Origin of the sequence: Nesterenkonia xinjiangensis, from assembly GCF_013410745.1 — a bacterium.
GTDB classification, from domain to species: Bacteria; Actinomycetota; Actinomycetes; order Actinomycetales; family Micrococcaceae; genus Nesterenkonia; species Nesterenkonia xinjiangensis.
In genome coordinates this window covers 1,145,027-1,167,034 of the sequence record NZ_JACCFY010000001.1, presented here as the reverse complement: position 1 = coordinate 1,167,034, position 22,008 = coordinate 1,145,027, and the positions used below count along the sequence as shown (strand labels likewise).

Annotated in this window: 14 protein-coding genes, 1 tRNA gene and 3 rRNA genes; 16 read left to right on the top strand and 2 right to left on the bottom strand. The window is 63.4% G+C overall.

Features of this window, described 5'->3' with window-relative positions; translation table 11 throughout:
• Window positions 1-134: 134 nt before the first annotated feature.
• On the top strand, window positions 135-422 hold the full coding sequence (locus HNR09_RS05445) for a glutaredoxin family protein (protein WP_179541117.1): 288 nt from the start codon (window positions 135-137) through the stop codon (window positions 420-422).
• Window positions 423-518: 96 nt separating this feature from the next.
• Here HNR09_RS05445 and HNR09_RS05440 read toward each other — a convergent pair whose 3' ends face one another.
• A complete protein-coding gene (locus HNR09_RS05440) occupies window positions 519-1,079 on the bottom strand; it encodes a hypothetical protein (protein WP_179541116.1) in 561 nt (186 codons plus the stop codon).
• Between the two features lie 319 nt (window positions 1,080-1,398).
• Here HNR09_RS05440 and HNR09_RS05435 point away from each other — a divergent pair, with 319 nt between their 5' ends.
• From HNR09_RS05435 to HNR09_RS05385, 11 genes are all read left to right on the top strand, one after another.
• A complete protein-coding gene (locus tag HNR09_RS05435; RefSeq protein WP_179541115.1) occupies window positions 1,399-1,923 on the top strand; it encodes a CarD family transcriptional regulator in 525 nt (174 codons plus the stop codon).
• Between the two features lie 49 nt (window positions 1,924-1,972).
• Window positions 1,973-3,418 carry a 2-C-methyl-D-erythritol 2,4-cyclodiphosphate synthase gene (ispF, locus tag HNR09_RS05430; RefSeq protein WP_425488287.1) on the top strand — a complete coding sequence of 482 codons (1,446 nt, stop codon included), beginning with the start codon at window positions 1,973-1,975 and terminating at the stop codon, window positions 3,416-3,418.
• A gap of 9 nt (window positions 3,419-3,427) precedes the next feature.
• Window positions 3,428-4,894: a cysteine--tRNA ligase gene (cysS, locus tag HNR09_RS05425; protein ID WP_179541113.1), complete on the top strand. Its 1,467-nt coding sequence runs from the start codon at window positions 3,428-3,430 to the stop codon at window positions 4,892-4,894.
• Window positions 4,887-5,882, top strand: coding sequence for a 23S rRNA (guanosine(2251)-2'-O)-methyltransferase RlmB (gene rlmB / locus HNR09_RS05420; RefSeq protein ID WP_179541112.1), 996 nt, complete (start codon window positions 4,887-4,889; stop codon window positions 5,880-5,882). The genes cysS and rlmB overlap by 8 nt, the downstream gene beginning before the upstream one ends.
• Before the next feature lie 132 nt (window positions 5,883-6,014).
• Window positions 6,015-7,490 (top strand): maltokinase N-terminal cap-like domain-containing protein, encoded by a 1,476-nt coding sequence (locus HNR09_RS05415; protein ID WP_179541111.1) that lies wholly within the window; start codon window positions 6,015-6,017, stop codon window positions 7,488-7,490.
• Between the two features lie 768 nt (window positions 7,491-8,258).
• Window positions 8,259-9,789: ribosomal RNA gene (locus tag HNR09_RS05410) — 16S ribosomal RNA — on the top strand.
• Window positions 9,790-10,330: 541 nt separating this feature from the next.
• A 23S ribosomal RNA gene (locus HNR09_RS05405) occupies window positions 10,331-13,445 on the top strand.
• A gap of 236 nt (window positions 13,446-13,681) precedes the next feature.
• Window positions 13,682-13,798 (top strand): 5S ribosomal RNA (gene rrf, locus HNR09_RS05400).
• Together the 16S, 23S and 5S rRNA genes with 1 tRNA gene alongside form the textbook arrangement of a ribosomal RNA operon.
• A 164-nt stretch (window positions 13,799-13,962) precedes the next feature.
• Window positions 13,963-14,039, top strand: a tRNA-Pro gene (locus HNR09_RS05395).
• Between the two features lie 105 nt (window positions 14,040-14,144).
• The gene (locus HNR09_RS05390) at window positions 14,145-14,789 is read left to right on the top strand and encodes a hypothetical protein (RefSeq protein ID WP_179541110.1); all 645 of its coding nucleotides are present in this window, start codon (window positions 14,145-14,147) and stop codon (window positions 14,787-14,789) included.
• Between the two features lie 26 nt (window positions 14,790-14,815).
• Entirely contained in the window at window positions 14,816-15,352 is a 537-nt protein-coding gene (locus HNR09_RS05385) for a TetR family transcriptional regulator (RefSeq protein ID WP_179541109.1), read from the top strand.
• A 15-nt stretch (window positions 15,353-15,367) separates the two neighbouring features.
• Here HNR09_RS05385 and aceB read toward each other — a convergent pair whose 3' ends face one another.
• Window positions 15,368-16,972: a malate synthase A gene (gene aceB / locus HNR09_RS05380; RefSeq protein WP_179541108.1), complete on the bottom strand. Its 1,605-nt coding sequence runs from the start codon at window positions 16,970-16,972 to the stop codon at window positions 15,368-15,370.
• A 190-nt stretch (window positions 16,973-17,162) separates the two neighbouring features.
• On the opposite strand from aceB, the gene uraD reads away from it, so the two are divergent.
• The 4 genes from uraD to aceE all read left to right on the top strand — a co-directional run bounded on the left by uraD (window position 17,163) and on the right by aceE (window position 21,947).
• The gene (gene uraD / locus HNR09_RS05375; RefSeq protein WP_246348732.1) at window positions 17,163-17,672 is read left to right on the top strand and encodes a 2-oxo-4-hydroxy-4-carboxy-5-ureidoimidazoline decarboxylase; all 510 of its coding nucleotides are present in this window, start codon (window positions 17,163-17,165) and stop codon (window positions 17,670-17,672) included.
• Window positions 17,669-17,995, top strand: coding sequence for a hydroxyisourate hydrolase (gene uraH / locus HNR09_RS05370; RefSeq protein ID WP_179541107.1), 327 nt, complete (start codon window positions 17,669-17,671; stop codon window positions 17,993-17,995). The genes uraD and uraH overlap by 4 nt, the downstream gene beginning before the upstream one ends.
• A gap of 94 nt (window positions 17,996-18,089) precedes the next feature.
• A complete protein-coding gene (gene pucL, locus HNR09_RS05365; protein ID WP_179541106.1) occupies window positions 18,090-18,977 on the top strand; it encodes a factor-independent urate hydroxylase in 888 nt (295 codons plus the stop codon).
• A gap of 177 nt (window positions 18,978-19,154) precedes the next feature.
• On the top strand, window positions 19,155-21,947 hold the full coding sequence (aceE, locus tag HNR09_RS05360; RefSeq protein ID WP_179541105.1) for a pyruvate dehydrogenase (acetyl-transferring), homodimeric type: 2,793 nt from the start codon (window positions 19,155-19,157) through the stop codon (window positions 21,945-21,947).
• Window positions 21,948-22,008: the final 61 nt, after the last annotated feature.

The window sequence follows — 22,008 nt, the reverse complement described above, 5'->3', positions numbered from 1 at the left end:
ACCCCGGCAGCGATTTCGCTCCCGGGGTCTTGTCGTCTCCGACGCATGTCAGTCCGGGCCTGAGAGGGTTCCGGACCGACCGTACCCGCCGCGCGCAGTCGCGGCAGATCCGTTCATCGTGGCAGGAGGACTGGATGGTCCAGAAGACGTCCCCGGGGCAGCAGCACGACCGGTCGGTGCTCGTCGAGGTGCTCACCAAGCAGGGGTGTCACCTGTGTGAGGAGGCTGTGGCGGTCACCGTCGAGGTGTGCGCGGAGTTCGGCGTCCAGCCTGTGGAGGTGGATCTGACCGAGGACCCCGAGACGTTGGCGCGTCATGCCGAGGAGATCCCGGTGCTGCGGATCGACGGCCAGGTGCGCGACTTCTGGCGAGTGGATCCGGTGCGCCTGCGCCGTCTGCTGGGTGAGGCCCTGAAGGCCTGAACAGTGCCCAGACACCAGGGAGGGCCCAGCCGATGATCGGCTGGGCCCTCCCTGGTGTCTGGGCCGTCGTGGCGGCGTGCTCCGTCCGGTGGCGGGTCAGTGGCCGTCGTCGTCCGGGTCGTGGTGCGCGGCGCCGCTGCCCCAGGTGTCGGGGCCGTGCTCGAGGTGCTCCACCACGGCCTCGTCGTAGCCGTCGGGGAGCAGGGCGCGGTACTCGGGAAGGACGCCGTCGAGCACGGAGGCGCCGACCTCCTTGCCCTCTCCGTCCACGCTCACGGTGATCTCGTGCACGTCGCCCGGGGCGCCGCGGAAGTTCTCGATGATGAACTCCTCATCGTGCTCCAGGGAGACGGCGTCGCCGGCCGGGACGGTGAAGGAGTGGGACTCTCCGTCGGCGCTGATCGCGATCTCGACGTCCTCGGTGCCGCCGTTGTTCACCGTGCCGATGGCACGGGCGGGCGAGCCTGCCTCGGCGCCCACGAAGGCGATGTGGCGGAACTTCACGTCGTCGATCTCCGCGCGCACGCCGTCGGAGCCGGAGTACTGGTGCGTGGTCGCCTGATAGTTGACGGCGCTGCAGCCGGTGACGCCGATGACGGCGATGGCCGCCAGGGAGGCCGTGGCCGCACGGCGGACCTGGGAGGGGGCGAGCTTCACGTCGAGAGTCTCCTCACGATGTCGGTGCGACGGTGATCGATTCCAGACTACGTCATCGCAGACCGAGCCAGGAGTCGTCACGCCGCAGGGTGACCGCGCGGGGACAAGGGGGTCGGCGCCCCGGGGAGGGTGCTGACCTGGCCCGAGATCGACGTCAACCTCGGGCCCGCGCGGTGGGCGGGTGTCTGCGGCGATTCTACACGTTGTCGAAGAACTGCGGCGGCATACCTTATGCCGCGTGACGACAGAGGTGTGCTTCGACACGCTGTCTCATGTGTGATCCGTGATAAACTTGTCTGCGGGAAAGGGGAACAATTACATGATTTTTGAGGTCGGCGAGACAGTTGTATACCCGCACCACGGCGCGGCGACCATCGAGGAAGTCAAGATGCGCACGATCCGGGGCGAGGAGAAGATGTATCTGAAGCTCCGAGTCTCCCAGGGTGACCTGACCATCGAGGTTCCTGCAGAGAACGTCGACCTGGTCGGCGTGCGGGATGTGGTCGGCAAGGAGGGCCTCGAGCACGTCTTCGACGTCCTGCGGGCTGAGTACACCGAGGAGCCGACGAACTGGTCGCGTCGGTACAAGGCCAACCTGGAGAAGCTGGCCTCCGGCGACGTGAACAAGGTCGCCGAGGTCGTTCGAGACCTGTGGCGTCGGGAGAACGATCGAGGCCTCTCCGCTGGAGAGAAGCGGATGCTGGCCAAGGCACGGCAGATCCTGGTCTCGGAGCTGGCACTGGCGAAGAAGCTCGAGGAGGATGCGGCTGAGAAGCTTCTGGATGACGTCCTGGACGAAGCTCCGAAGCCCAAGGACGCCGAGCCGGCGTCCGCGAAGAAATGACCCTGCGGCCCCGAACACACAGCGAGGCACAGAACAGGTGAATCATCAGGTGGGGCCCCAGGTCGCACCGGCTGAGACGAAGCGCCCGGATGCTGAACAGCACCGGGCGCTCGTCGTGGTGGCGGCCGGGAGCGGACAGCGTCTGGGGCAGGGGATGCCGAAGGCACTCGTGGACCTCGGCGGACGCCCCCTGCTGGCGCACGCCCTGGAGGCGATGAGCCCCCAGGCCGCGCCCGGACTGGAGCTCGAGCTGCTGGTGCTGGTGCTCCCCGGAGAGCCGGAGGCGCGTGAGAAGCTCGCCGCCCTCGGCGCCGATCATGCTCGCCGGACCGGGGTGGAGGTCGTGGTCTGCGAAGGCGGGAGCTCACGACCGGTCTCGGTGGCGCGGGGCATGGACGCCGTCACCGACCATGCCCGCCGGCACGGCTGGGATGCGGAGAGGCTGACGGTGCTGGTCCACGACGCCGCGCGTCCGCTGACCCCTGGGGATGTCGCCCACCGGGTCGCCCGCCAGGTCGAGGCGGGCTCGGAGGCCGTAGTGCCCGCGCTCCCGGTCACCGACACGATCAAGCGGGTCCTTCCTGTCGAGGAGACGGAGTCCCGCGCTGCAGGCGTCGAGCTGCAGGCTGAGCAGGTTCGCGAGACCGTGCCGCGCGCTGAGCTGCGCGCGGTCCAGACTCCGCAGGGGTTCACTCTGGCGTTCCTGCAGCGGGCCTTCGCCCACCTGGGGGACATCGCTGACGCAGAGGCCGAGGCACTGACTGATGAGGCGATGATCGCCGAGGCTCTCGGGGTCGACGTCGTCGTGGTGCCGGGGGATGCGCGGGCCCTGAAGATCACCACGCCTGCGGATCTGCTCGCCGCGGAGGCTCTTGTCGCCGAGGCGTCGGGAGCTGCTCACGATGACCTCGCGCCGGTGTCGGCGCCCGCCCCTGCTGAGACGGGGCCGGGTGTCCCGATGGTGCTCACCCCGCGGGTGGGCATCGGCCACGACGTCCACGCCGTCGCCCCGGCCTCCGAACCGCGCGAGATGTGGCTGGCCGGACTGCACTGGCCGGGCGAGCAGGGGCTGACCGGTCATTCTGACGGTGACGCCGTGGCCCATGCAGCCTGCGACGCGCTGTTCAGCGCGGCGGGGGTCGGAGACCTGGGCGTGCATTTCGGCGCGGACACTCTGGGCACGGATCGCCCCGAGCTGGAAGGCGCCTCCGGAGCCCGGCTGCTGCAGGAGGCTGCCCGCATCGTCCGGGATGCCGGTTTCGAGATCGGCAGCATCTCCGTGCAGTTCGTGGCCAAACGGCCCAAGTTCGGCCCGCGGCGCGTGGAGGCCCAACGGGTGCTGACTGAGGCGGCAGGAGCTCCGGTGGCGCTGAGCGCGACCACGTCGGACGGGCTGGGATTCACCGGCCGCGGCGAGGGTGTGCTGGCCACCGCCACCGCAGTGCTGATCCCCCGGCACGAAGGGGCACGGACCCTGACGGCACAGGTCGGATAGGCTTTCCCCGTGGCACTGCGACTCTATGACACCAAGACGGCGACCGTCCGCGACTTCGAGCCTCTCGAAGAGGGCCGGGTCTCGCTGTACTACTGTGGCGCCACCGTCCAGGGTCGCCCCCATGTGGGACATGTGCGCTCCGCCGTCGCCTTCGACATCCTGGTCCGCTGGCTCGAGCACAGCGGCTACGACGTCCTCTCGGTCCGCAATGTCACCGACATCGATGACAAGATCCTGGAGAAGTCGGCGGCCTCCTTTGCACCTGACTTCGCGGCGGAGCCGGACTACCCGGAGCAGGAGCCGTGGTTCGCCCTGGCCTACCGCTTCGAGCAGGCATTCCATGAGGCCTATGACGCCCTCGGGGTGCGCCGTCCGCGCTATGAGCCCCGTGCGACCGGTCATATGACCGAGATGTTCACCCTGGTCCAGCGGCTCCTGGACGCCGGGCACGCCTATCCGGCGGCCGACGGCTCCGGCGACGTCTACTTCGACGTCCGGTCCTGGCCCTCCTATGGGGAGCTGACCCGGCAGCGGGTGGAGGACATGCAGGATGCGCCCGACGCCGATCCGCGCGGCAAGCGTGATCCGCGGGACTTCGCACTGTGGAAGGGCCACAAGGACGGTGAGCCGGAGACGGCCTCCTGGGACTCGCCCTGGGGCCGAGGCCGTCCAGGCTGGCACCTGGAGTGCTCGGCGATGTCCACCAAGTACCTGGGCTCCACCTTTGACATCCATGGCGGCGGGCTGGACCTGCGTTTCCCGCACCACGAGAACGAGCTCGCCCAGTCTGCGGCCGCCGGTGACGGCTTCGCTCGATACTGGCTGCACAACGGCATGGTGACCTTTCAGGGCGAGAAGATGTCGAAGTCCCTCGGCAACACGGTCTCCCCGGAGGAGATGCTCGCCGCGGCCCGGCCGGTGGCGGTCCGGTACTTCCTGGGCCAGGCGCAGTACCGCTCCCAGCTGGACTACCGCCCGAGCTCCCTCGTCGAGGCGGAGGCCGCGGTCGAACGTGTGGAGACCTTCCTGGCGCGTGCCGATGGAGGAGCGGGCATCACCCATGAGGGCATCGTGCCGCAGGCGTTCACCGCCGCCATGGATGACGACCTCAACGTCCCGGCCGCCCTGGCCGTGCTCCATGAGACGGTCCGCGCCGGCAACACGGCCTTGGACTCAGGGGACGGCGAGGCGGCCACCGCCCGGGCGCAGGAGGTCGCCGCGATGAGCTCGGTCCTGGGACTCCTGGATGTTCCCGAGCCGGAGGCTGCGGAAGGCGGCCCGGCCCACGCGGCGCTGTCCTCTCTGGTGGAGACGCTTCTCGCGGAGCGGGCCGAGGCCAAGGCGCAGAAGGACTTTGCCCGTGCGGATGCCATCCGTGACCAGCTGACCGAGGTCGGCGTGCAGATCGAGGACTCCCGCGACGGCGCCCGTTGGGTGCTGACTCGCGCGTCCCAGAAGGAGGCCGTTCATGGCTAAGGATTCTCGCCCCCGTTCCGCCGCAGTGCGGAAGAAGCAGAAGAAGGGGGCCAGCGCAGGCTCCGGCGGGCAGGGCCGTCGGAAGCTCGAAGGCAAGGGCCCGACTCCCAAGGCTGAGGACCGCGTCTACCACAAGGCGCACCGGCAGAAGATGCTGGCCGAGCGCGCCCAGTCGAAGCAGCAGGGGCAGCATTCGAGGGGGCGCCGGGGCTCAGGTCACGGCACCGATGATGTCGTGGCCGGACGCAACGCGGTGCTGGAGGCACTCGTGGAGCGTGTCCCCGCTCGAGAGATGCACGTGGCCACCGACGTCGACTCCGATGGGCGGGTCCGTGAGGCGCTGGGCCATGCCGCGGAGCAGGGCGTGCGCATCAAGGAGGTCTCGCGTCGTCAGCTGGACAACACCACCGGCGACGCCGTGCATCAGGGCATCGCTCTGGTCCTGGAGCCCTATGACTACGCCGACGCCGTGGAGCTCATCGAGTCTCTCCTGCAGAAGGCGCAGAAGGGCCACATCCCGCATCAGCCGCTGCTGGTCGCCTGTGACTCCATCACGGACCCCCGCAATCTGGGGGCGATCCTGCGTGCGGCGTCGGCCTTCGACGCCGATGGCGTGCTCGTCCCCGAACGGCGCAGTGCCGGGGTGACGGCCACCGCCTGGAAGACCTCTGCCGGGGCCGCCGCGCGCATTCCGGTCGCCCGGGCGACGAACCTGACCGTCGCGCTGCGTGAGGCGAAGGCGCAGGGGTACTTCGTGCTGGGGCTGGACGGTGACGGTGATGTGGATCTGCCGGGGCTCGCACTCGCGGGGGAACCCCTCGTGCTGGTGGTCGGCTCCGAGGGTCGAGGGCTTTCGCGCCTGGTCAGGGAGACCTGCGATCAGATCGTCTCGATCCCCATCGCCTCCTCCACGGAGTCTCTCAACGCCTCCATGGCCGTGGGGATCTCGCTCTATGAAGTGGCGAGGCTCCGCCGCAGTCAGGGGTGATCCCGTCTCTCTGGCGGTCCGCCGGAGCGATTCACGGCTGATGGGTCGGATCAGCGCCGGATCGCCGGCGTCCTGCGGTACCGTCGGAGAAGACGCAGAGCGGCAGTCGGATCAGTGGCGGAGGAGGCGTGGATGACGCGAGTGCGCGGCGAGGAACAGCCTGGCTTTCTGGAGGTCATGGAGAGCTGGTTGGTCCATCAGCCCTGGTTCCCGGCTCGTCGCGGCCGTCGCAGCCTGACTCGTGTCGGTGGACTTCGCCTTCCCACTCCTGCGGGGGATTCCGACCCCCAGCTCTTCCTCGAGATGCACATCTTCGACGTGGACCACGTCGCCAGCCGCCGGGAGAGGCATCGTGACCGGGTCGCGGTGCCGGTGGCTGTCCGCAGTCGCCCGTCCGCGCTGGCGGGCAAGAACGCCTTCATCGGACGCCTGACCGCGGCCCACGGTGATGAGGTCTGGCTCTACGACGGCGCCCGGGACCGTGCATTCCTCGCGGCCTGGCTGGAGATGGCACGACGGCGCCAGGGCAGTCGCAACGGTCGGTCGCGCGGGGAGGCCTACGGCGGCTTCGACCAGTGGGCACCTTTCACGGTGCAGCTCCGGCGGACCGCGAGCGAGTCGAAGCTGCGCCCCGTCACGCGAACTATGATCACTCCGGAGGGTGTGGCCGAGGACGCACGCCTGGATCAGCGTGTGGTGGTCGAGTTCCAGCGGCGGCCGCACGCGGAACGGGGCGTGGAGCTGGACACCGCCCTGACCCTGACCGATGCCCACGCGACGTCGATCTCGCAGGTGCTGGGGATCGTCAGCTGTTCCTGGGAGGACCGGGCGGCAGCTCTGGCAGACGGCGGCGAGGAGACCTGGATCACCGGGGACCTGGCGATCATCCGTGATGCGACCGGACAGGCGCCCGACGGCAGAAGCCTGGCGAAGAGGGCGATGACCGAGGGGAAGACCTTCAAACGTCTGGCCCGCCAGATGGGCCTTGCTCTGGGAACATTCCATGCGGATCTCGCCGGTGCCTTCGGCGCGCACCCGCAGACCCGCGATCAGCTCAGGGAGATGTCCGGCAACGCCAAGGCCGCGCTCGGTGAGCAGTGGGAGCAGGTGCGCGAGGAGTTCGACGATGACGAGCGCACGGACATGAGTGAGGTCATCGACGTGATGCGGTCTCAGCTGCGCGAGGTCGACGAACCGATGATGCTGCAGCGCGTCCATGGTGGGCTGGGCCTGGCACATGCGCATCAGGCCGGAGGTGACGAGGAGCGCTGGATCTTCAACGAGGACGGTGGGATGTCCGATCATGCTCTGCCGCTTCGCGATGTGGTCACCATGTTGATGTCCTTCGCGAATCTGGTCATGGAGGTGGCCAGTGAGGACCCCGCCGCAGGGAAGACTTCCGAGGCCGGCCCGGTGAACTTGGGGCAGTGGTACGAGGACGTCTCCGAGGTGTTCCTGGAGGGGTACCGGCAGAGCGACGCCGATGTCACCGCGATCGATTCGGTGTTCTTCCGTGCGGCCATGCTCGCGGAGGCGCTCGAGCTCTTCTCTCGCTGGCAGGGACAGTGGGTCTTCCGACCTTCGATGCTTCTGCAGGCTGAGTCCTAATACGTGGTCACCCTTGAGGGGTGAGGTGGGCGCGAGGGAATCGTCTCCGGTGAAGTTGAGTGCTGGCCGGTCCTTCTGAGGGCCGAAGGCCATCGTCAAGATGTGAGCGCAGAGACATGGGACAGAGCCCGAGGACAAAGGGCTCGAACCGCCTGGATCCCAGTCAGGAGAAGGATCCGAGGCCGACTTCACGCGAAGTTTACATTCGCTCAGAGATGGTGCTAGAGTTTCATTCCGCGCCAGGGTGACCGGCACAGCCGAGAGGCCAGGCGCAGACTTCGAAGTCCTTGAGGTCATGCTGCTGGATCGAATAGCTCGCACAGAGTGGTTTTGACAAGGCAGGATCGGCCAGGTAAGATAGAGAAGTTGCCGTCCAGAGGATGGATCGGGACCGGGTTTGACAGCCGGAAACGAAATGTTCTAGGATGGAAAAGTTGCTTCGGAGCGATCCGGAAACGAAAACTAAGAACACAGAATATGATATGATATTCTAGGTAAGTGGTTTTCTTCCGGTGGTGCCGGGAGCGCCTGTTGTTTGAGAACTCAATAGTGTGCCAAGTTTGTTGATACCAAAGTATTGATTATTTGGTTGGCGTGATGCTGCCACCCCCGTGGTGGTGTCACGTATCAGCTAAGGATCGTTTTATCTGGATCGCATGCCTGGCTGGTTCCTGTGAGGGATGCTGTGGTGATCGTGTTTTTCCGGCATGATCGTCCATCAGTGTCTTGGGGACTGGTGCGGTGTGTGTTCTGGTTTCTTCTCATTTTTTGATGGAGAGTTTGATCCTGGCTCAGGATGAACGCTGGCGGCGTGCTTAACACATGCAAGTCGAACGATGAAGCCCGTGCTTGCACGGGTGGATTAGTGGCGAACGGGTGAGTATCACGTGAGTAACCTGCCCTTGACTCTGGGATAAGCCTGGGAAACTGGGTCTAATACCGGATGCGACCAGTCCCCGCATGGGGTGCTGGTGGAAAGATTTTATCGGTCTTGGATGGACTCGCGGCCTATCAGCTAGACGGTGGGGTAGAAGCCCACCGTGGCGATGACGGGTAGCCGGCCTGAGAGGGTGACCGGCCACACTGGGACTGAGACACGGCCCAGACTCCTACGGGAGGCAGCAGTGGGGAATATTGCACAATGGGCGCAAGCCTGATGCAGCGACGCCGCGTGCGGGATGACGGCCTTCGGGTTGTAAACCGCTTTCAGCAGGGAAGAAGCTTTATTGTGACGGTACCTGCAGAAGAAGCGCCGGCTAACTACGTGCCAGCAGCCGCGGTAATACGTAGGGCGCGAGCGTTATCCGGAATTATTGGGCGTAAAGAGCTCGTAGGCGGCTTGTCGCGTCTGCTGTGAAAGCCCGGGGCTTAACCCCGGGTGTGCAGTGGGTACGGGCAGGCTAGAGTGCAGTAGGGGAGACTGGAATTCCTGGTGTAGCGGTGAAATGCGCAGATATCAGGAGGAACACCGATGGCGAAGGCAGGTCTCTGGGCTGTTACTGACGCTGAGGAGCGAAAGCATGGGGAGCGAACAGGATTAGATACCCTGGTAGTCCATGCCGTAAACGTTGGGCACTAGGTGTGGGGGACATTCCACGTTTTCCGCGCCGTAGCTAACGCATTAAGTGCCCCGCCTGGGGAGTACGGCCGCAAGGCTAAAACTCAAAGGAATTGACGGGGGCCCGCACAAGCGGCGGAGCATGCGGATTAATTCGATGCAACGCGAAGAACCTTACCAAGGCTTGACATGGACCGGATCGCTGCAGAGATGTAGTTTCCCTTCGGGGCTGGTTCACAGGTGGTGCATGGTTGTCGTCAGCTCGTGTCGTGAGATGTTGGGTTAAGTCCCGCAACGAGCGCAACCCCTATCCTATGTTGCCAGCACGTGATGGTGGGGACTCATGGGAGACTGCCGGGGTCAACTCGGAGGAAGGTGGGGACGACGTCAAATCATCATGCCCCTTATGTCTTGGGCTTCACGCATGCTACAATGGCCGGTACAATGGGTTGCGATACTGTGAGGTGGAGCTAATCCCTAAAAGCCGGTCTCAGTTCGGATCGAAGTCTGCAACTCGACTTCGTGAAGTTGGAGTCGCTAGTAATCGCAGATCAGCAACGCTGCGGTGAATACGTTCCCGGGCCTTGTACACACCGCCCGTCAAGTCACGAAAGTTGGTAACACCCGAAGCCCACGGCCCAACCGGTTTACCGGGGGGAGTGGTCGAAGGTGGGACTGGCGATTGGGACTAAGTCGTAACAAGGTAGCCGTACCGGAAGGTGCGGCTGGATCACCTCCTTTCTAAGGAGCTGGACCCGAGTTCGGGTCCGCCATCTGATGCTGGCAGTCGTTCAGCTGGTGGTTTGCTCAAGGGTGGAATATCAACATTCAGTCATCATGGTCGCTGTGTCGGTCCTGATAAGTACGCATGAAGCTTTTCCTCCGTGAGGGGGGAGGGTGGTTGTGGGAACGTCGGGACTGGTTCTGGTGGTTATGGTGCTTGGCACACTGTTGGGTCCTGGGACAACAGGCCCTCGTTATCGGTCGCTGGTTGGTGATCGGTTGGGGTCTGGTGTTTCTGGATCTGTTGCCCTGGCTGCAGGTAGCCGCATGCGCAACGTGGTCACAGGGGCTCTTCGGAGCCTCTTGTGCTCTGCGGGTGTGTGGTGATGGTGGTGGGGTTTGTTGTTTGGGAACTGCATAGTGGACGCGAGCATCTTTGTTTCTTAATGTGAAACGTGGTCAAGCATCGCATGGTCATCGCTCGTTGTGAGTGGTGGCGTGTTGTGTTGTCCTTGGTAGAGTATTTTGTCTGCCAATGCCTTTTGTAGGGTGTTGGTGGGTGTAAGTGTTAAAGGGCGCATGGTGGATGCCTTGGCAGCAGGAGCCGATGAAGGACGTGGGAATCTGCGATAAGCCTGGTGGAGCTGATAACCGAGCGTTGAAGCCAGGATTTCCGAATGGGGAAACCCCGCATGCTGTTATGGTGTGTGACCGCCGGTTGAATGTATAGACCGGTTGGAGGGAACGTCGGGAAGTGAAACATCTCAGTACCGACAGGAAGAGAAAACAAGAGTGATTCCGTGAGTAGTGGCGAGCGAAAGCGGATGGGGCTAAACCGTGTGCGTGTGATACCTGGTAGGGGTTGCGTGCGCGGGGTTGTGGGACATTCCGTCCAGGGTCTACCAGTCCTGGGGGTTGAGGTGCGGGCGTATAGACGAACACGTGTTGAGTGCGTGACCGGAGAGGGTGTGAGTCCCGTAGTCGTAATGCGTTCCGCCGGCCTGTGAGTGTATCCCGAGTAGCACGAGGCTCGAGGAATCTTGTGTGAATCAGCCAGGACCACCTGGTAAGCCTGAATACTCCCTGCTGACCGATAGTGAATCAGTACCGTGAGGGAATGGTGAAAAGTACCCCGGGAGGGGAGTGAAATAGTACCTGAAACCATGTGCCTACAAGCCGTCAGAGCATGCCTTTGGGTGTGTGATGGCGTGCCTTTTGAAGAATGAGCCTGCGAGTTAGTGCTCAGTGGCGAGGTTAACCCGTGTGGGGCAGCCGTAGCGAAAGCGAGTCTGAATAGGGCGTTTGAGTCGCTGGGTCTAGACCCGAAGCGGAGTGATCTACCCATGGCCAGGTTGAAGCGCGTGTAAGAGCGCGTGGAGGACCGAACCCACCTAGGTTGAAAACTGGGGGGATGAGCTGTGGGTAGGGGTGAAAGGCCAATCAAACTCTGTTATAGCTGGTTCTCCCCGAAATGCATTTAGGTGCAGCGTTGCGTGTTTCTTGCCGGAGGTAGAGCTACTGGATGGCCGATGGGCCCTACAAGGTTACTGACGTCAGCTAAACTCCGAATACCGGTAAGTGAGAGCGCAGCAGTGAGACTGTGGGGGATAAGCTTCATGGTCGAGAGGGAAACAGCCCAGACCACCGGTTAAGGCCCCTAAGCGTGTGCTAAGTGGGAAAGGATGTGGAGTTGCTTAGACAACCAGGAGGTTGGCTTAGAAGCAGCCATCCTTGAAAGAGTGCGTAATAGCTCACTGGTCAAGTGATTCCGCGCCGACAATGTAGCGGGGCTCAAGCACACCGCCGAAACCGTGGCAATTCTCATCCTTGTGGTGAGGGTTGGGTAGGGGAGCGTCGAACACAGCGGTGAAGCTGCGGCGGAAGCCTGTGGTGGAGCGTGTTCGAGTGAGAATGCAGGCATGAGTAGCGAAAGACACGTGAGAAACGTGTCCGCCGAATGACCAAGGGTTCCAGGGTCAAGCTAATCTGCCCTGGGTTAGTCGGGACCTAAGGCGAGGCCGACAGGCGTAGTCGATGGACAACGGGTTGATATTCCCGTACCGGCGAAGAACCGCCCATGGTGAACTGGTGATACTAACCACCCGAACCATACTGGACAGGCTCTTTGAGTCTGCGTGTATGGGGAGCGTGGGACCTGAACCGGGGAGCCAAGCGTATTAACAGGTGTGACGCAGGAAGGTAGCCGGGCCTAGCGATGGTTGTCTAGGTCTAAGAATGTAGCCTGGTTCCTAGGTAAATCCGGGGGCCGTGAAGGGTGAGATTTGATGGGCCCCACCATTTGGGTGGGGATCCGGTGATCCTATGCTGCCGAGAAAAGCATCGACGCGAGGTTCTAGCCGCCCGTACCCCAAACCGACACAGGTGGTCAGGTAGAGAATACCAAGGCGATCGAGAGAATCACGGTTAAGGAACTCGGCAAAATGCCCCCGTAACTTCGGGAGAAGGGGGGCCTCACTCGTGAACCGCACTTGCTGCGGGGAGGCGGGTTGGGGCCGCAGAGACCAGGGGGAAGCGACTGTTTACTAAAAACACAGGTCCGTGCGAAGTCGTAAGACGATGTATACGGACTGACTCCTGCCCGGTGCTGGAAGGTTAAGAGGACCTGTTAGACCCTTTGGGGTCGAAGCGGAGAATTTAAGCCCCAGTAAACGGCGGTGGTAACTATAACCATCCTAAGGTAGCGAAATTCCTTGTCGGGTAAGTTCCGACCTGCACGAATGGAGTAACGACTTCCCCGCTGTCTCAACCGTGAACTCGGCGAAATTGCATTACGAGTAAAGATGCTCGTTACGCGCAGCAGGACGGAAAGACCCCGAGACCTTTACTATAGCTTGGTATTGGTGTTTGACATCACTTGTGTAGGATAGGTGGGAGACTGTGAAGCGGTCACGCTAGTGATCGTGGAGTCATCGTTGAAATACCACTCTGGTGTTGTTAGGCATCTAACTTCGGGCCCTGATCGGGTCCAGGGACAGTGCCTGGTGGGTAGTTTAACTGGGGCGGTTGCCTCCCAAAGAGTAACGGAGGCGCCCAAAGGTTCCCTCAGCCTGGTTGGCAATCAGGTGTCGAGTGTAAGTGCACAAGGGAGCTTGACTGTGAGAGAGGCATCTCGAGCAGGAACGAAAGTTGGGACTAGTGATCCGGCGGCACCGTGTGGAAGGGCCGTCGCTCAACGGATAAAAGGTACCTCGGGGATAACAGGCTGATCCTGCCCAAGAGTCCATATCGACGGCATGGTTTGGCACCTCGATGTCGGCTCGTCGCATCCTGGGGCTGGAGTTGGTCCCAAGGGTTGGGCTGTTCGCCCATTAAAGCGGTACGCGAGCTGGGTTTAGAACGTCGTGAGACAGTTCGGTCCCTATCCGCTGCGCGCGTTGGAGATTTGAGAAGGTCTGTCCTTAGTACGAGAGGACCGGGACGGACGAACCTCTGGTGTGTCAGTTGTACTGCCAAGTGCACCGCTGATTAGCTACGTTCGGGATGGATAACCGCTGAAAGCATCTAAGCGGGAAGCCGGCTTCAAGATAAGATCTCCATCACCCTTGAGGTGTGAAGGCTCCCAGCTAGACTACTGGGTTGATAGGCCGGATGTGGAAGCACGGACTAAAGACGTGTGAAGCTGACCGGTACTAATAAGCCGACCACTTACACCACCTACATACTTGATACGCATGCTTCGTGTGTCTGGTATGGGTGCTCTGCAAGAATCATTTGAGAACACTAGCGTGCTCGCGTCCACTAGGCGGTCCCTGACCAATAAGCCCTACCCCCCCCACATGGACGATGTTTGTTGTGGTGTGGGTGGGTGGTGAGAATTGAACAGTGTTTCGTAACAGGTTTACCCGTCATACGCCATGCTTGTGGTGGTGTGTGGTTGGGTTGAGAGAGTTACGGCGGTCATAGCGTGGGGGAAACGCCCGGTCCCATCCCGAACCCGGAAGCTAAGACCCACAGCGCCGATGGTACTGCACACGGGAGTGTGTGGGAGAGTAGGTCACCGCCGGACACCACTTCACAGAGCTGACGCCCGCACGACGGCAATGGCGCCGACGTGACGGGCGTCAGCTGTGTCCAGTCCTGGCAGCTTCACTATGCCGTTTTGGCAGGTGGTGGGCGTCTTGGCTAGTATGGTCTCCTGTGAAAGTCGCGTGTCGGCTTGTCGCAGAGCACCGGGGTGTGGCGCAGCTTGGTAGCGCGCCTCGTTCGGGACGAGGAGGTCGCAGGTTCAAATCCTGTCACCCCGACCACCAGATGAGGGGCTCGATCGCCAGATCGGGCCCCTTTGTCGTCTCTGGATATGCTGGACTCCACGGACGATCCCCGACGAGGAGGAGGAAGCCATCGGCTCCGAGATGATCGGCCCGCCGGCTGGGGGAGAGGACCGCCGTCGACGTGCCCAGGTGGCCGTCTCTGCGAGCGTCTTCGTCCTGCTCTTCACCGCGCTTCTGATCATCATGCTGCCCAATGCCTGGGCTGTGCTGGCCGGTGTCGTGTTCGGGGGAGCAGGAGCCGCCGCCACCTACGGGACCATGAGCGGCATGGCCCAGTCCTCGCAGCGGCGCACCCGCCTCCTGAGCGATGACCAGAGCTCGCTGCGTGAATCCCTGGCAGAGCTGGAGTCCACGATTCGCAGCAGGGCCGCGAAGCTTCCGCCCTCTACCCAGGGGCAGCTTCGCATGATGGTCGTGGGTCTGGAGGAGATCGTGGACCGATGGTCCACCCTCGAACGCCTGCCCGAGCAGCAGGACGCCGTGCGCCGGACCATCACCCGCCATCTGCCGCGCACCCTCGAGCTGTTCCTGGAGCTTCCGGACAGTGCCAAGCCCACCCACGCCGGGGAGTTCAAGGAGCAGATCGGGCTGTTGGCAGAAGCTGTGGCCAAGACGCGGGACACCGTCGTCGCGAAGAATCTGCAGGCTCTGCGCACCAACCGGTGGCTGCTGGAAGAGTCCCTCACCGATCCCGACGAGAAGCTTTTCCGCGATCACGGCCTCTGAGCCGTCCCGGACCCGGAGACTCCGCCATGCCGCTCTCAGCCCCCGTCATCGTCCAGGCCGCTCAGCGTCTGCTGCTCGAGTACGGACTCCAGGACGTCTCGATGCGTCGGCTGGCCTCTGAGCTCGACGTGCGGCCTGGCGCGCTCTACTATCACGTGCCCAATAAGCAGCAGCTTCTGGCTCGAGTGGCCGCCGAGATCCTCGCCCCACTCGCCGCCCCGGCAGAGAGCACGTCCGCCGAAGACCTGATGCGCAGCTTCCGGCGCGCGGTGCTGCCCATCCGGGATGGAGGGGATCTGATGCTCATCGCCTTCGGACTGGATCCAGACCTGCCCCCCGTGCCCGCGCTGAGCACCCGCCTCCAGGAGCGCGGCCTGACACAGGAGTCGGCGGATCAGCGGGCACATATCCTCATGCGCTTCGCCCTGGGTGCTGTCGCGGCCGAACAGAACGCCACCCTGCTGCATGCCGCCCAGGAATCTCCGAGCCAGGGGCCGGACACGACAGGAGGCGCAGCCCTCTATGACGAGGGGCTGCGCCTCCTGTGTGAGATCGCGCGCTGAGCAGACCGGACGGAGTCAGTCCAGCAGTTCGTAGGCCGGCGTCGTGAGGAAGTCCTCATAGTGGTCGGCGTCGAGCACCAGCTCACGCACGACGCCGGCGGCGGGCTCGAAGTACTTGGCGAAGGTGTCGGCATCACCGATCTCTCCGCGCAGCCGTTCCACCTCCTCGCCGAGCAGCCGCTCCACCAGCTCTGCGGTCACGGTGACCCCGGTGTCTGCGGTGACGGTGCTGTTGCGGATCTGCTGCCACACCTGCGATCGGGAGATCTCCGCGGTGGCGGCGTCCTCCATGAGGTTGTGGATCGCCACCGCCCCGTTGCCGGAGAGCCAGATCGCCGTGTAGTAGACCGCCACATAGAGGTTCATGCGCACGCCAGCCTCAGTGACATCGCCTTCGGCCTTCTCCACCGCGAGCAGATCCTCGGGGCTCACCTGGACGTCGTCGCGCTGGCGGTCCACCTGGTTGGGCCTGTCGCCGAGGACCTTGTCGAACTCCTCCCGGCAGATCTCCACCAGGTCGGGATGCGCCACCCAGGAGCCGTCGAAGCCATCGCCGGCCTCGCGGGACTTGTCGTCACGGACCTTGCCGATGGCCTTCTGCGTGACGTCGGGCTCGCGGCGGTTCGGGATGAACGCCGCCATGCCACCCATGGCGAAGGCGCCCCGGCGGTGGCAGGTCTTGACCAGCAGCTCGGTGTAGGCGCGCATGAACGGCTGGGTCATCCCCACCTCGGCGCGGTCCGGCAGTACGAACTCATGACCGGAGGCGCGGAAGTACTTGATGAGGGAGAACAGGTAGTCCCAGCGGCCGGCGTTGAGGCCCGATGCGTGATCACGGAGTGCGTAGAGGATCTCGTCCATCTGGAACCCCGCCGGGATGGTCTCGATCAGCACGGTCGCCCTCACACTGCCGTGCGGCAGGGCCAGGCGCTCCTCGGCGAAGCTGAACACGTCGTCCCAGAGCTTGGCCTCCTGGTGGTGCTCGATCTTCGGCAGGTAGTAGTAGGGTCCGGCACCCTGATCGTGGAGCAGCTTCGCGTTGTGGAAGAAGTGCAGTCCGAAGTCCACCAGCGCCCCCACGGCAGGGGAGCCGTCGATCTGGAGGTGCTTCTCAGGCAGATGCCAGCCTCGGGGCCGCACGACGACGGTGGGCAGGGTCACGTCGTCGCGGAGGGTGTACTCCTTGCCTTCGGGGGAGGTGAACCGCAGGGTGCCGCGCGCCGCCTCGTAGAGGTTCTTCTGGGCGTCCACCAGGTTGAACCAGGTGGGGGACAGAGCGTCCTCCAGGCAGGCGAGCCAGACCTTCGCGCCGGAGTTGAGGGCGTTGATGGCCATCTTGGCCGGTGCCGGAGGGCCGGTGATCTCCACGCGGCGATCCTGCAGGGAGTCGGGGTGCTCGGCGACGGTCCAGTCGCCGTCGCGGATCTCCTGAGTGTCGGGCAGGAAGTCGAGCCGCCCGGATGCCGCGGCATCCCGCTGGGCAGTGCGGCGAGCCTCCAGCAGCCCATCCCGGGTGCCGACGAAGCGGCGATGGAGCTCCTCGACGAAGGCAAGCGCCTCGTCGGAGAGGATCTCCGTGGCTCCGTCAACCATGTACGGCTCTGTGATGGTGATCGTCATGCGAGCTGCTCCTCTGCGCTCTACGGTGTCTCCGATTCCGTTGTACCCCTTAGTATCCACGTAACGAAAACTACTGTCCAGATTGTGGACTCACGGGGGAGGCAAGGGGCGCTCTCTTCGCCACTTGACATTCTCCTGAGGCGCAGGCCACACTTGCACTAGACGGAATAGTCTATCCACGATGTGGAATATGGAGGCGATGAGCGTGGCCCTGGCGGAATTCAACTCGGCGCCCGATGAGCAGGCCAGGGCGCAGCTGCGTTCATGCCTCAACGTCGCACGATGGATCGAGCGCCTGCTCGAGGCTAGGCCCTTCCCCTCCGTGGACGCTGCCGTGGAGGCGGCGCACCACGCTGCGCACCCTCTCACGCCCGGCGAGATCGATCAGGCCTTGGCCGATCACCCCCGCATCGGCGAACGCACCCAGGCCGAATCCGCAGAAGCGGAGTTCTCCCGCCGTGAGCAGGCCGGACTGGGTGAGGCTGACGCCAGTGTCGAGCAGCGTCTCGCCGCCGGCAACCTCGCCTACGAGCAGCGCTTCGGCCGCGTCTTCCTCATCCGCGCCGCGGGGCGCAGCCACGAAGAGATCCTCGCCGAGCTGGAACGCCGACTCCAGCTCGACTCCGCCGAGGAACTCGAGATCGCCGGAGAGCAGCTCGAACAGATCGCCGCCCTGAGACTGGAAGGACTCCTCCGATGAGCTATATCACCGCCCACGTCCTGGACGCCACTGCGGGCGTCCCCGCCCGCGGCGTGGAGATCCAGCTGCTGACCCCCGACGGCGAGCAGCTGGCCACCGGGATCACCGATGATGACGGCCGCGTCGGGGACCTCGGACCAGAGACCCTGGAGCCCGGTGCCTACCGGGTCACCTTCGGAACGGGAGACTATTTCACAGCACGGGGGCAGCAGAGCTTCCATCCCGTCGTGACGGTGGACTTCACCGTCCAGGCGGGGGAGAAGCACTATCACATCCCGCTGCTGCTGAGCCCGTTCGCCTATTCCACCTACCGCGGCAGCTGACCCAGGAGTCGGGGACGCCGGGTGTCGCCAGTCGGCGGCGACCTGCGGGAACCGGCGGCTGCCGAACAGGCATCTCGATCACAAGGAGGCGACCATGAGTGCAGTGAGGCTCTCGTCCAACCAGTACGGCAAGGCGGAGAACCGCGTAGTGCGTGTCTATCGGGACACGGCCCGTCACGAGCTGAGGGACCTCAACGTCACCTCACAGCTGCGGGGAGACTTCGACGCTGCCCACACCCGAGGAGACAACGGGCATGTGGTGGCGACCGACACCCAGAAGAACACCATCTTCGCCAAGGCCAAGGAGGTGGGCATCAGATCGCCGGAGCAGTTCCTGCTCGCTCTGGCCGACCACTTCACCTCCGAGTTCGACTGGGTCACCGGGGGGCGCTGGGCGGCCGAGGAGTACGGCTGGTCCAGGATCGAGGACCACGACCACTCCTTCTACCGTTCGGCGCCTGAGGTGCGCACTGCGGTCCTCCAGCGTGAGGGAGATCAGGACCACCTGCTCTCGGGCTTCCACGGACTCACCGTCCTGAAGACCACCGAGTCCGGTTTCGTGGGCTATCCCAAGGACCAGTACACGACCCTCCCTGAGACGGAGGATCGGATCCTGGCCACCGACATCGCCACGCGGTGGCGATACTCCACCACCACCGGCGTCGACTTCGAGGCGACGTACGTGAAGGTCAAGAAGATCATCCTCTCGACCTTCACCGACCACTACTCCTACGCGTTGCAGCACACGCTGTACCAGATGGGGGAGCGGGTCCTCGCGGAGGTGCCGGAGATCGCGGAGATCCGGTTCTCCTGTCCGAACAAGCACCACTTCGCCTATGACCTCGAGCGGTTCGGCCTGGAGAACCCGAACGAGGTGTTCTACGCCGCCGACCGCCCCTATGGCCTCATCGAAGCCACTGTGGCCCGCGACGACGTGGCGGACTCGCCGTCCGCCTGGGCGGGCATCGCGGGATACTGCTGAACCTGACGGGGGCGGGCGAGACCGTGCTGCCTCCGCCGGGATGACGGCCCGGAGGGTGCTGGGTGGGCGCCTTCCGGGCCGTCACCATGTGCGACGCCGGCGACTGGCCTCGCACCGAGCTGATCGCTGCGGCTCCAGCGTGTCGGCGTTGTCCTTCGATTTTTGAGAGAGGTGCTTGTGAGCGCTGGTGAAGAGATCTCGCATATTCGCAGTGGTCTGACCAATCAGCTTCCGGATCGTGATCCTGAAGAGACTCAGGAATGGTTGGAGTCTTTTGATCAGTTGGTCCAGGCTCATGGCACCGAGCGAGCGGAATACATCATCCGGACTCTGCTGCAGCGGGCAGGGGCGAAGTCCATCGAGGTCCCGATGGTGACCACTACTGATTATGTGAACACGATCCCGGTGGATCAGGAGCCAGAGTTTCCTGGTGATGAAGCCATCGAGCGCAGGTTCCGCCGGATTCTGCGCTGGAATGCTGCGGTGATGGTCCATCGTGCTCAGCGTGATGGTGTAGCAGTGGGTGGGCATATCTCCTCCTATGCCGGAGCAGCGACGCTCTATGAAGTCGGGTTCAATCATTTCTTCCGGGGCGCGGATCATCCCGGGGGTGGGGACCAGGTCTTCTTCCAGGGCCATTCCTCGCCGGGCAACTATGCCCGGGCCTATCTGGAGGGTCGGCTGAGTCAGGCGCAGCTGGATGGATTCCGTCAAGAGATCTCTAAGGCCCCAGAGGGGCTGAGCTCGTATCCGCATCCACGGCTGATGCCTGATTTCTGGCAGTTCCCCACGGTCTCGATGGGCATCGGACCGATGAACGCGATCTATCAGGCCCAGTTCAACCGGTATCTGGAACATCGAGGCATCAAAGACACCAGTGATCAGAACGTGTGGGCCTTCCTCGGTGATGGCGAGATGGACGAGCCCGAGTCCCGGGGGCTGTTGCAGCACGCGGCCAATGAGAAGCTGGATAACCTGCATTTCGTGATCAACTGCAATCTGCAGCGCCTCGATGGTCCGGTGCGTGGCAATGGCAAGATCGTCCAGGAGCTGGAGGCCTTCTTCCGGGGTGCGGGCTGGAACGTGATCAAGGTCCTCTGGGGTCGGGAATGGGATGATCTGCTGGCCGCTGATGAGGATGGCGAGCTGGTCCGGATCATGAACGAGACCCTGGATGGGGACTATCAGACCTATAAGGCCGAGTCTGGGTCCTTCGTGCGGGAGCATTTCTTCGGGCGTTCGGCCAAGACCAAAGAGATGGTCGCTGATCTCTCCGATGATGACATCTGGGGACTCAAGCGTGGTGGTCATGATTATCAGAAGGTCTACTCGGCCTATCAGGCCGCAGTGCAGACCAGCGGTAAGCCCACGGTGATCCTGGCCCAGACGGTCAAGGGCTATGGGCTGGGTCCTAGCTTCGAGGGTCGTAATGCCACCCATCAGATGAAGAAGCTGACCATCGAGGACCTCAAGCGTTTCCGCGATACCCTGCGGATCCCGATCAGTGATGAACAGATCGAGGCTGATCCCTATCAGGTGCCCTATTACCATCCTGGTGAGGACTCTGAGGAGATCACCTATCTGCGGGCTCGTCGGGCTGCTCTGGGTGGGCCTCTGCCGGCACGCAGGGTGGCTAAGAACACTCTGGAGCTGCCCGGGGAGAAGGCATATGCCCAGGCTAAGAAGGGCTCGGGCAAGCAGCAGGCTGCGACCACGATGGCTTTTGTGCGGCTGCTCAAGGATCTGATGCGTGATAAGAACATCGGGGCTCGGATCGTGCCGATCGTGCCCGATGAGTCCAGGACCTTCGGGATGGATTCCTTCTTCCCCACCGCGAAGATCTATAACCCCAAGGGGCAGAACTATCTGGCAGTGGATCGTGAGCTGATGCTGGCCTATAAGGAGTCTGCCCAGGGTCAGATGCTTCATCCCGGGATCAATGAGGCCGGTGCTACTGCGGCGTTCACTGCGGCAGGGACTTCTTATGCCACTCATGGGGAGCCGATGATCCCGGTCTATGTGTTCTATTCGATGTTCGGCTTCCAGCGCACTGGGGACTCGTTCTGGGCGGCAGCGGATCAGTTGACCAGAGGATTCATCATCGGTGCGACCGCGGGTCGGACCACTCTGGCAGGGGAAGGGCTGCAGCATCTGGATGGGCATTCCCCGATCCTGGCCGGGACCAATCCCGCGGTGAAGCATTATGATCCAGCCTTTGGCTACGAGATCGCTCATATCATCGAACATGGACTCTTCGAGATGTATGGCGATCATGACGGTGATCATGACCTGATGTATTACCTCACGGTCTATAACGAGCCGGTCACTCATCTGCCCGAACCTGAGGACCTCGATGTTGAAGGTGTCATCGGGGGCATCTATCGATTGGCCACTGCGGAATCGGCCGGGCTGGGAGAACACCTCAACAACCAAGACCCGGAGGGTCCGGCTGATCAGGGTCCGGTGGTTCAGCTGCTGGCCTCGGGGGTGGCGGTGCCGTGGGCGTTGGAGGCTCAGCGGCTCTTGGCCACTGATTGGGGTGTCGGGGCTGATGTGTGGTCGGTGACCTCTTGGAATGAGCTGCGTCGTGAGGCTCTGCGGGTCCAGGAATCAGCGATGCTGGATCCCGATCGTGAGCCTGGGGAGCCCTTTGTGGCCCGGCAGCTGGCTGGGGCGCGGGGTCCGATCATCGCGACTACTGATTTCTCTACTCAGGTCCCGGACCAGATCCGGCAGTTCCTGCCTCATGACTTCGCCACGCTAGGTGCTGATGATTTCGGGATCTCTGATACCCGGGCTGCCGCGCGCAGGCATTTCCGGATTGATGCTCATTCCATGGTGATTCGTGGGCTGCAGATGCTGGTCCAGCAGGGCCAGATCGATGCCGGGGTCCCTGAGGACGCGATCCGCAAGTATCGCCTTGCTGATGTCAATGCGGGCAGTACTGGAAGCACTGGTGGAGACGCCTGAACCACACCACCACCACTGAACAGCGGCAGCCGCTCCGGTGAGCTTCTGCCGCTGCCTCACA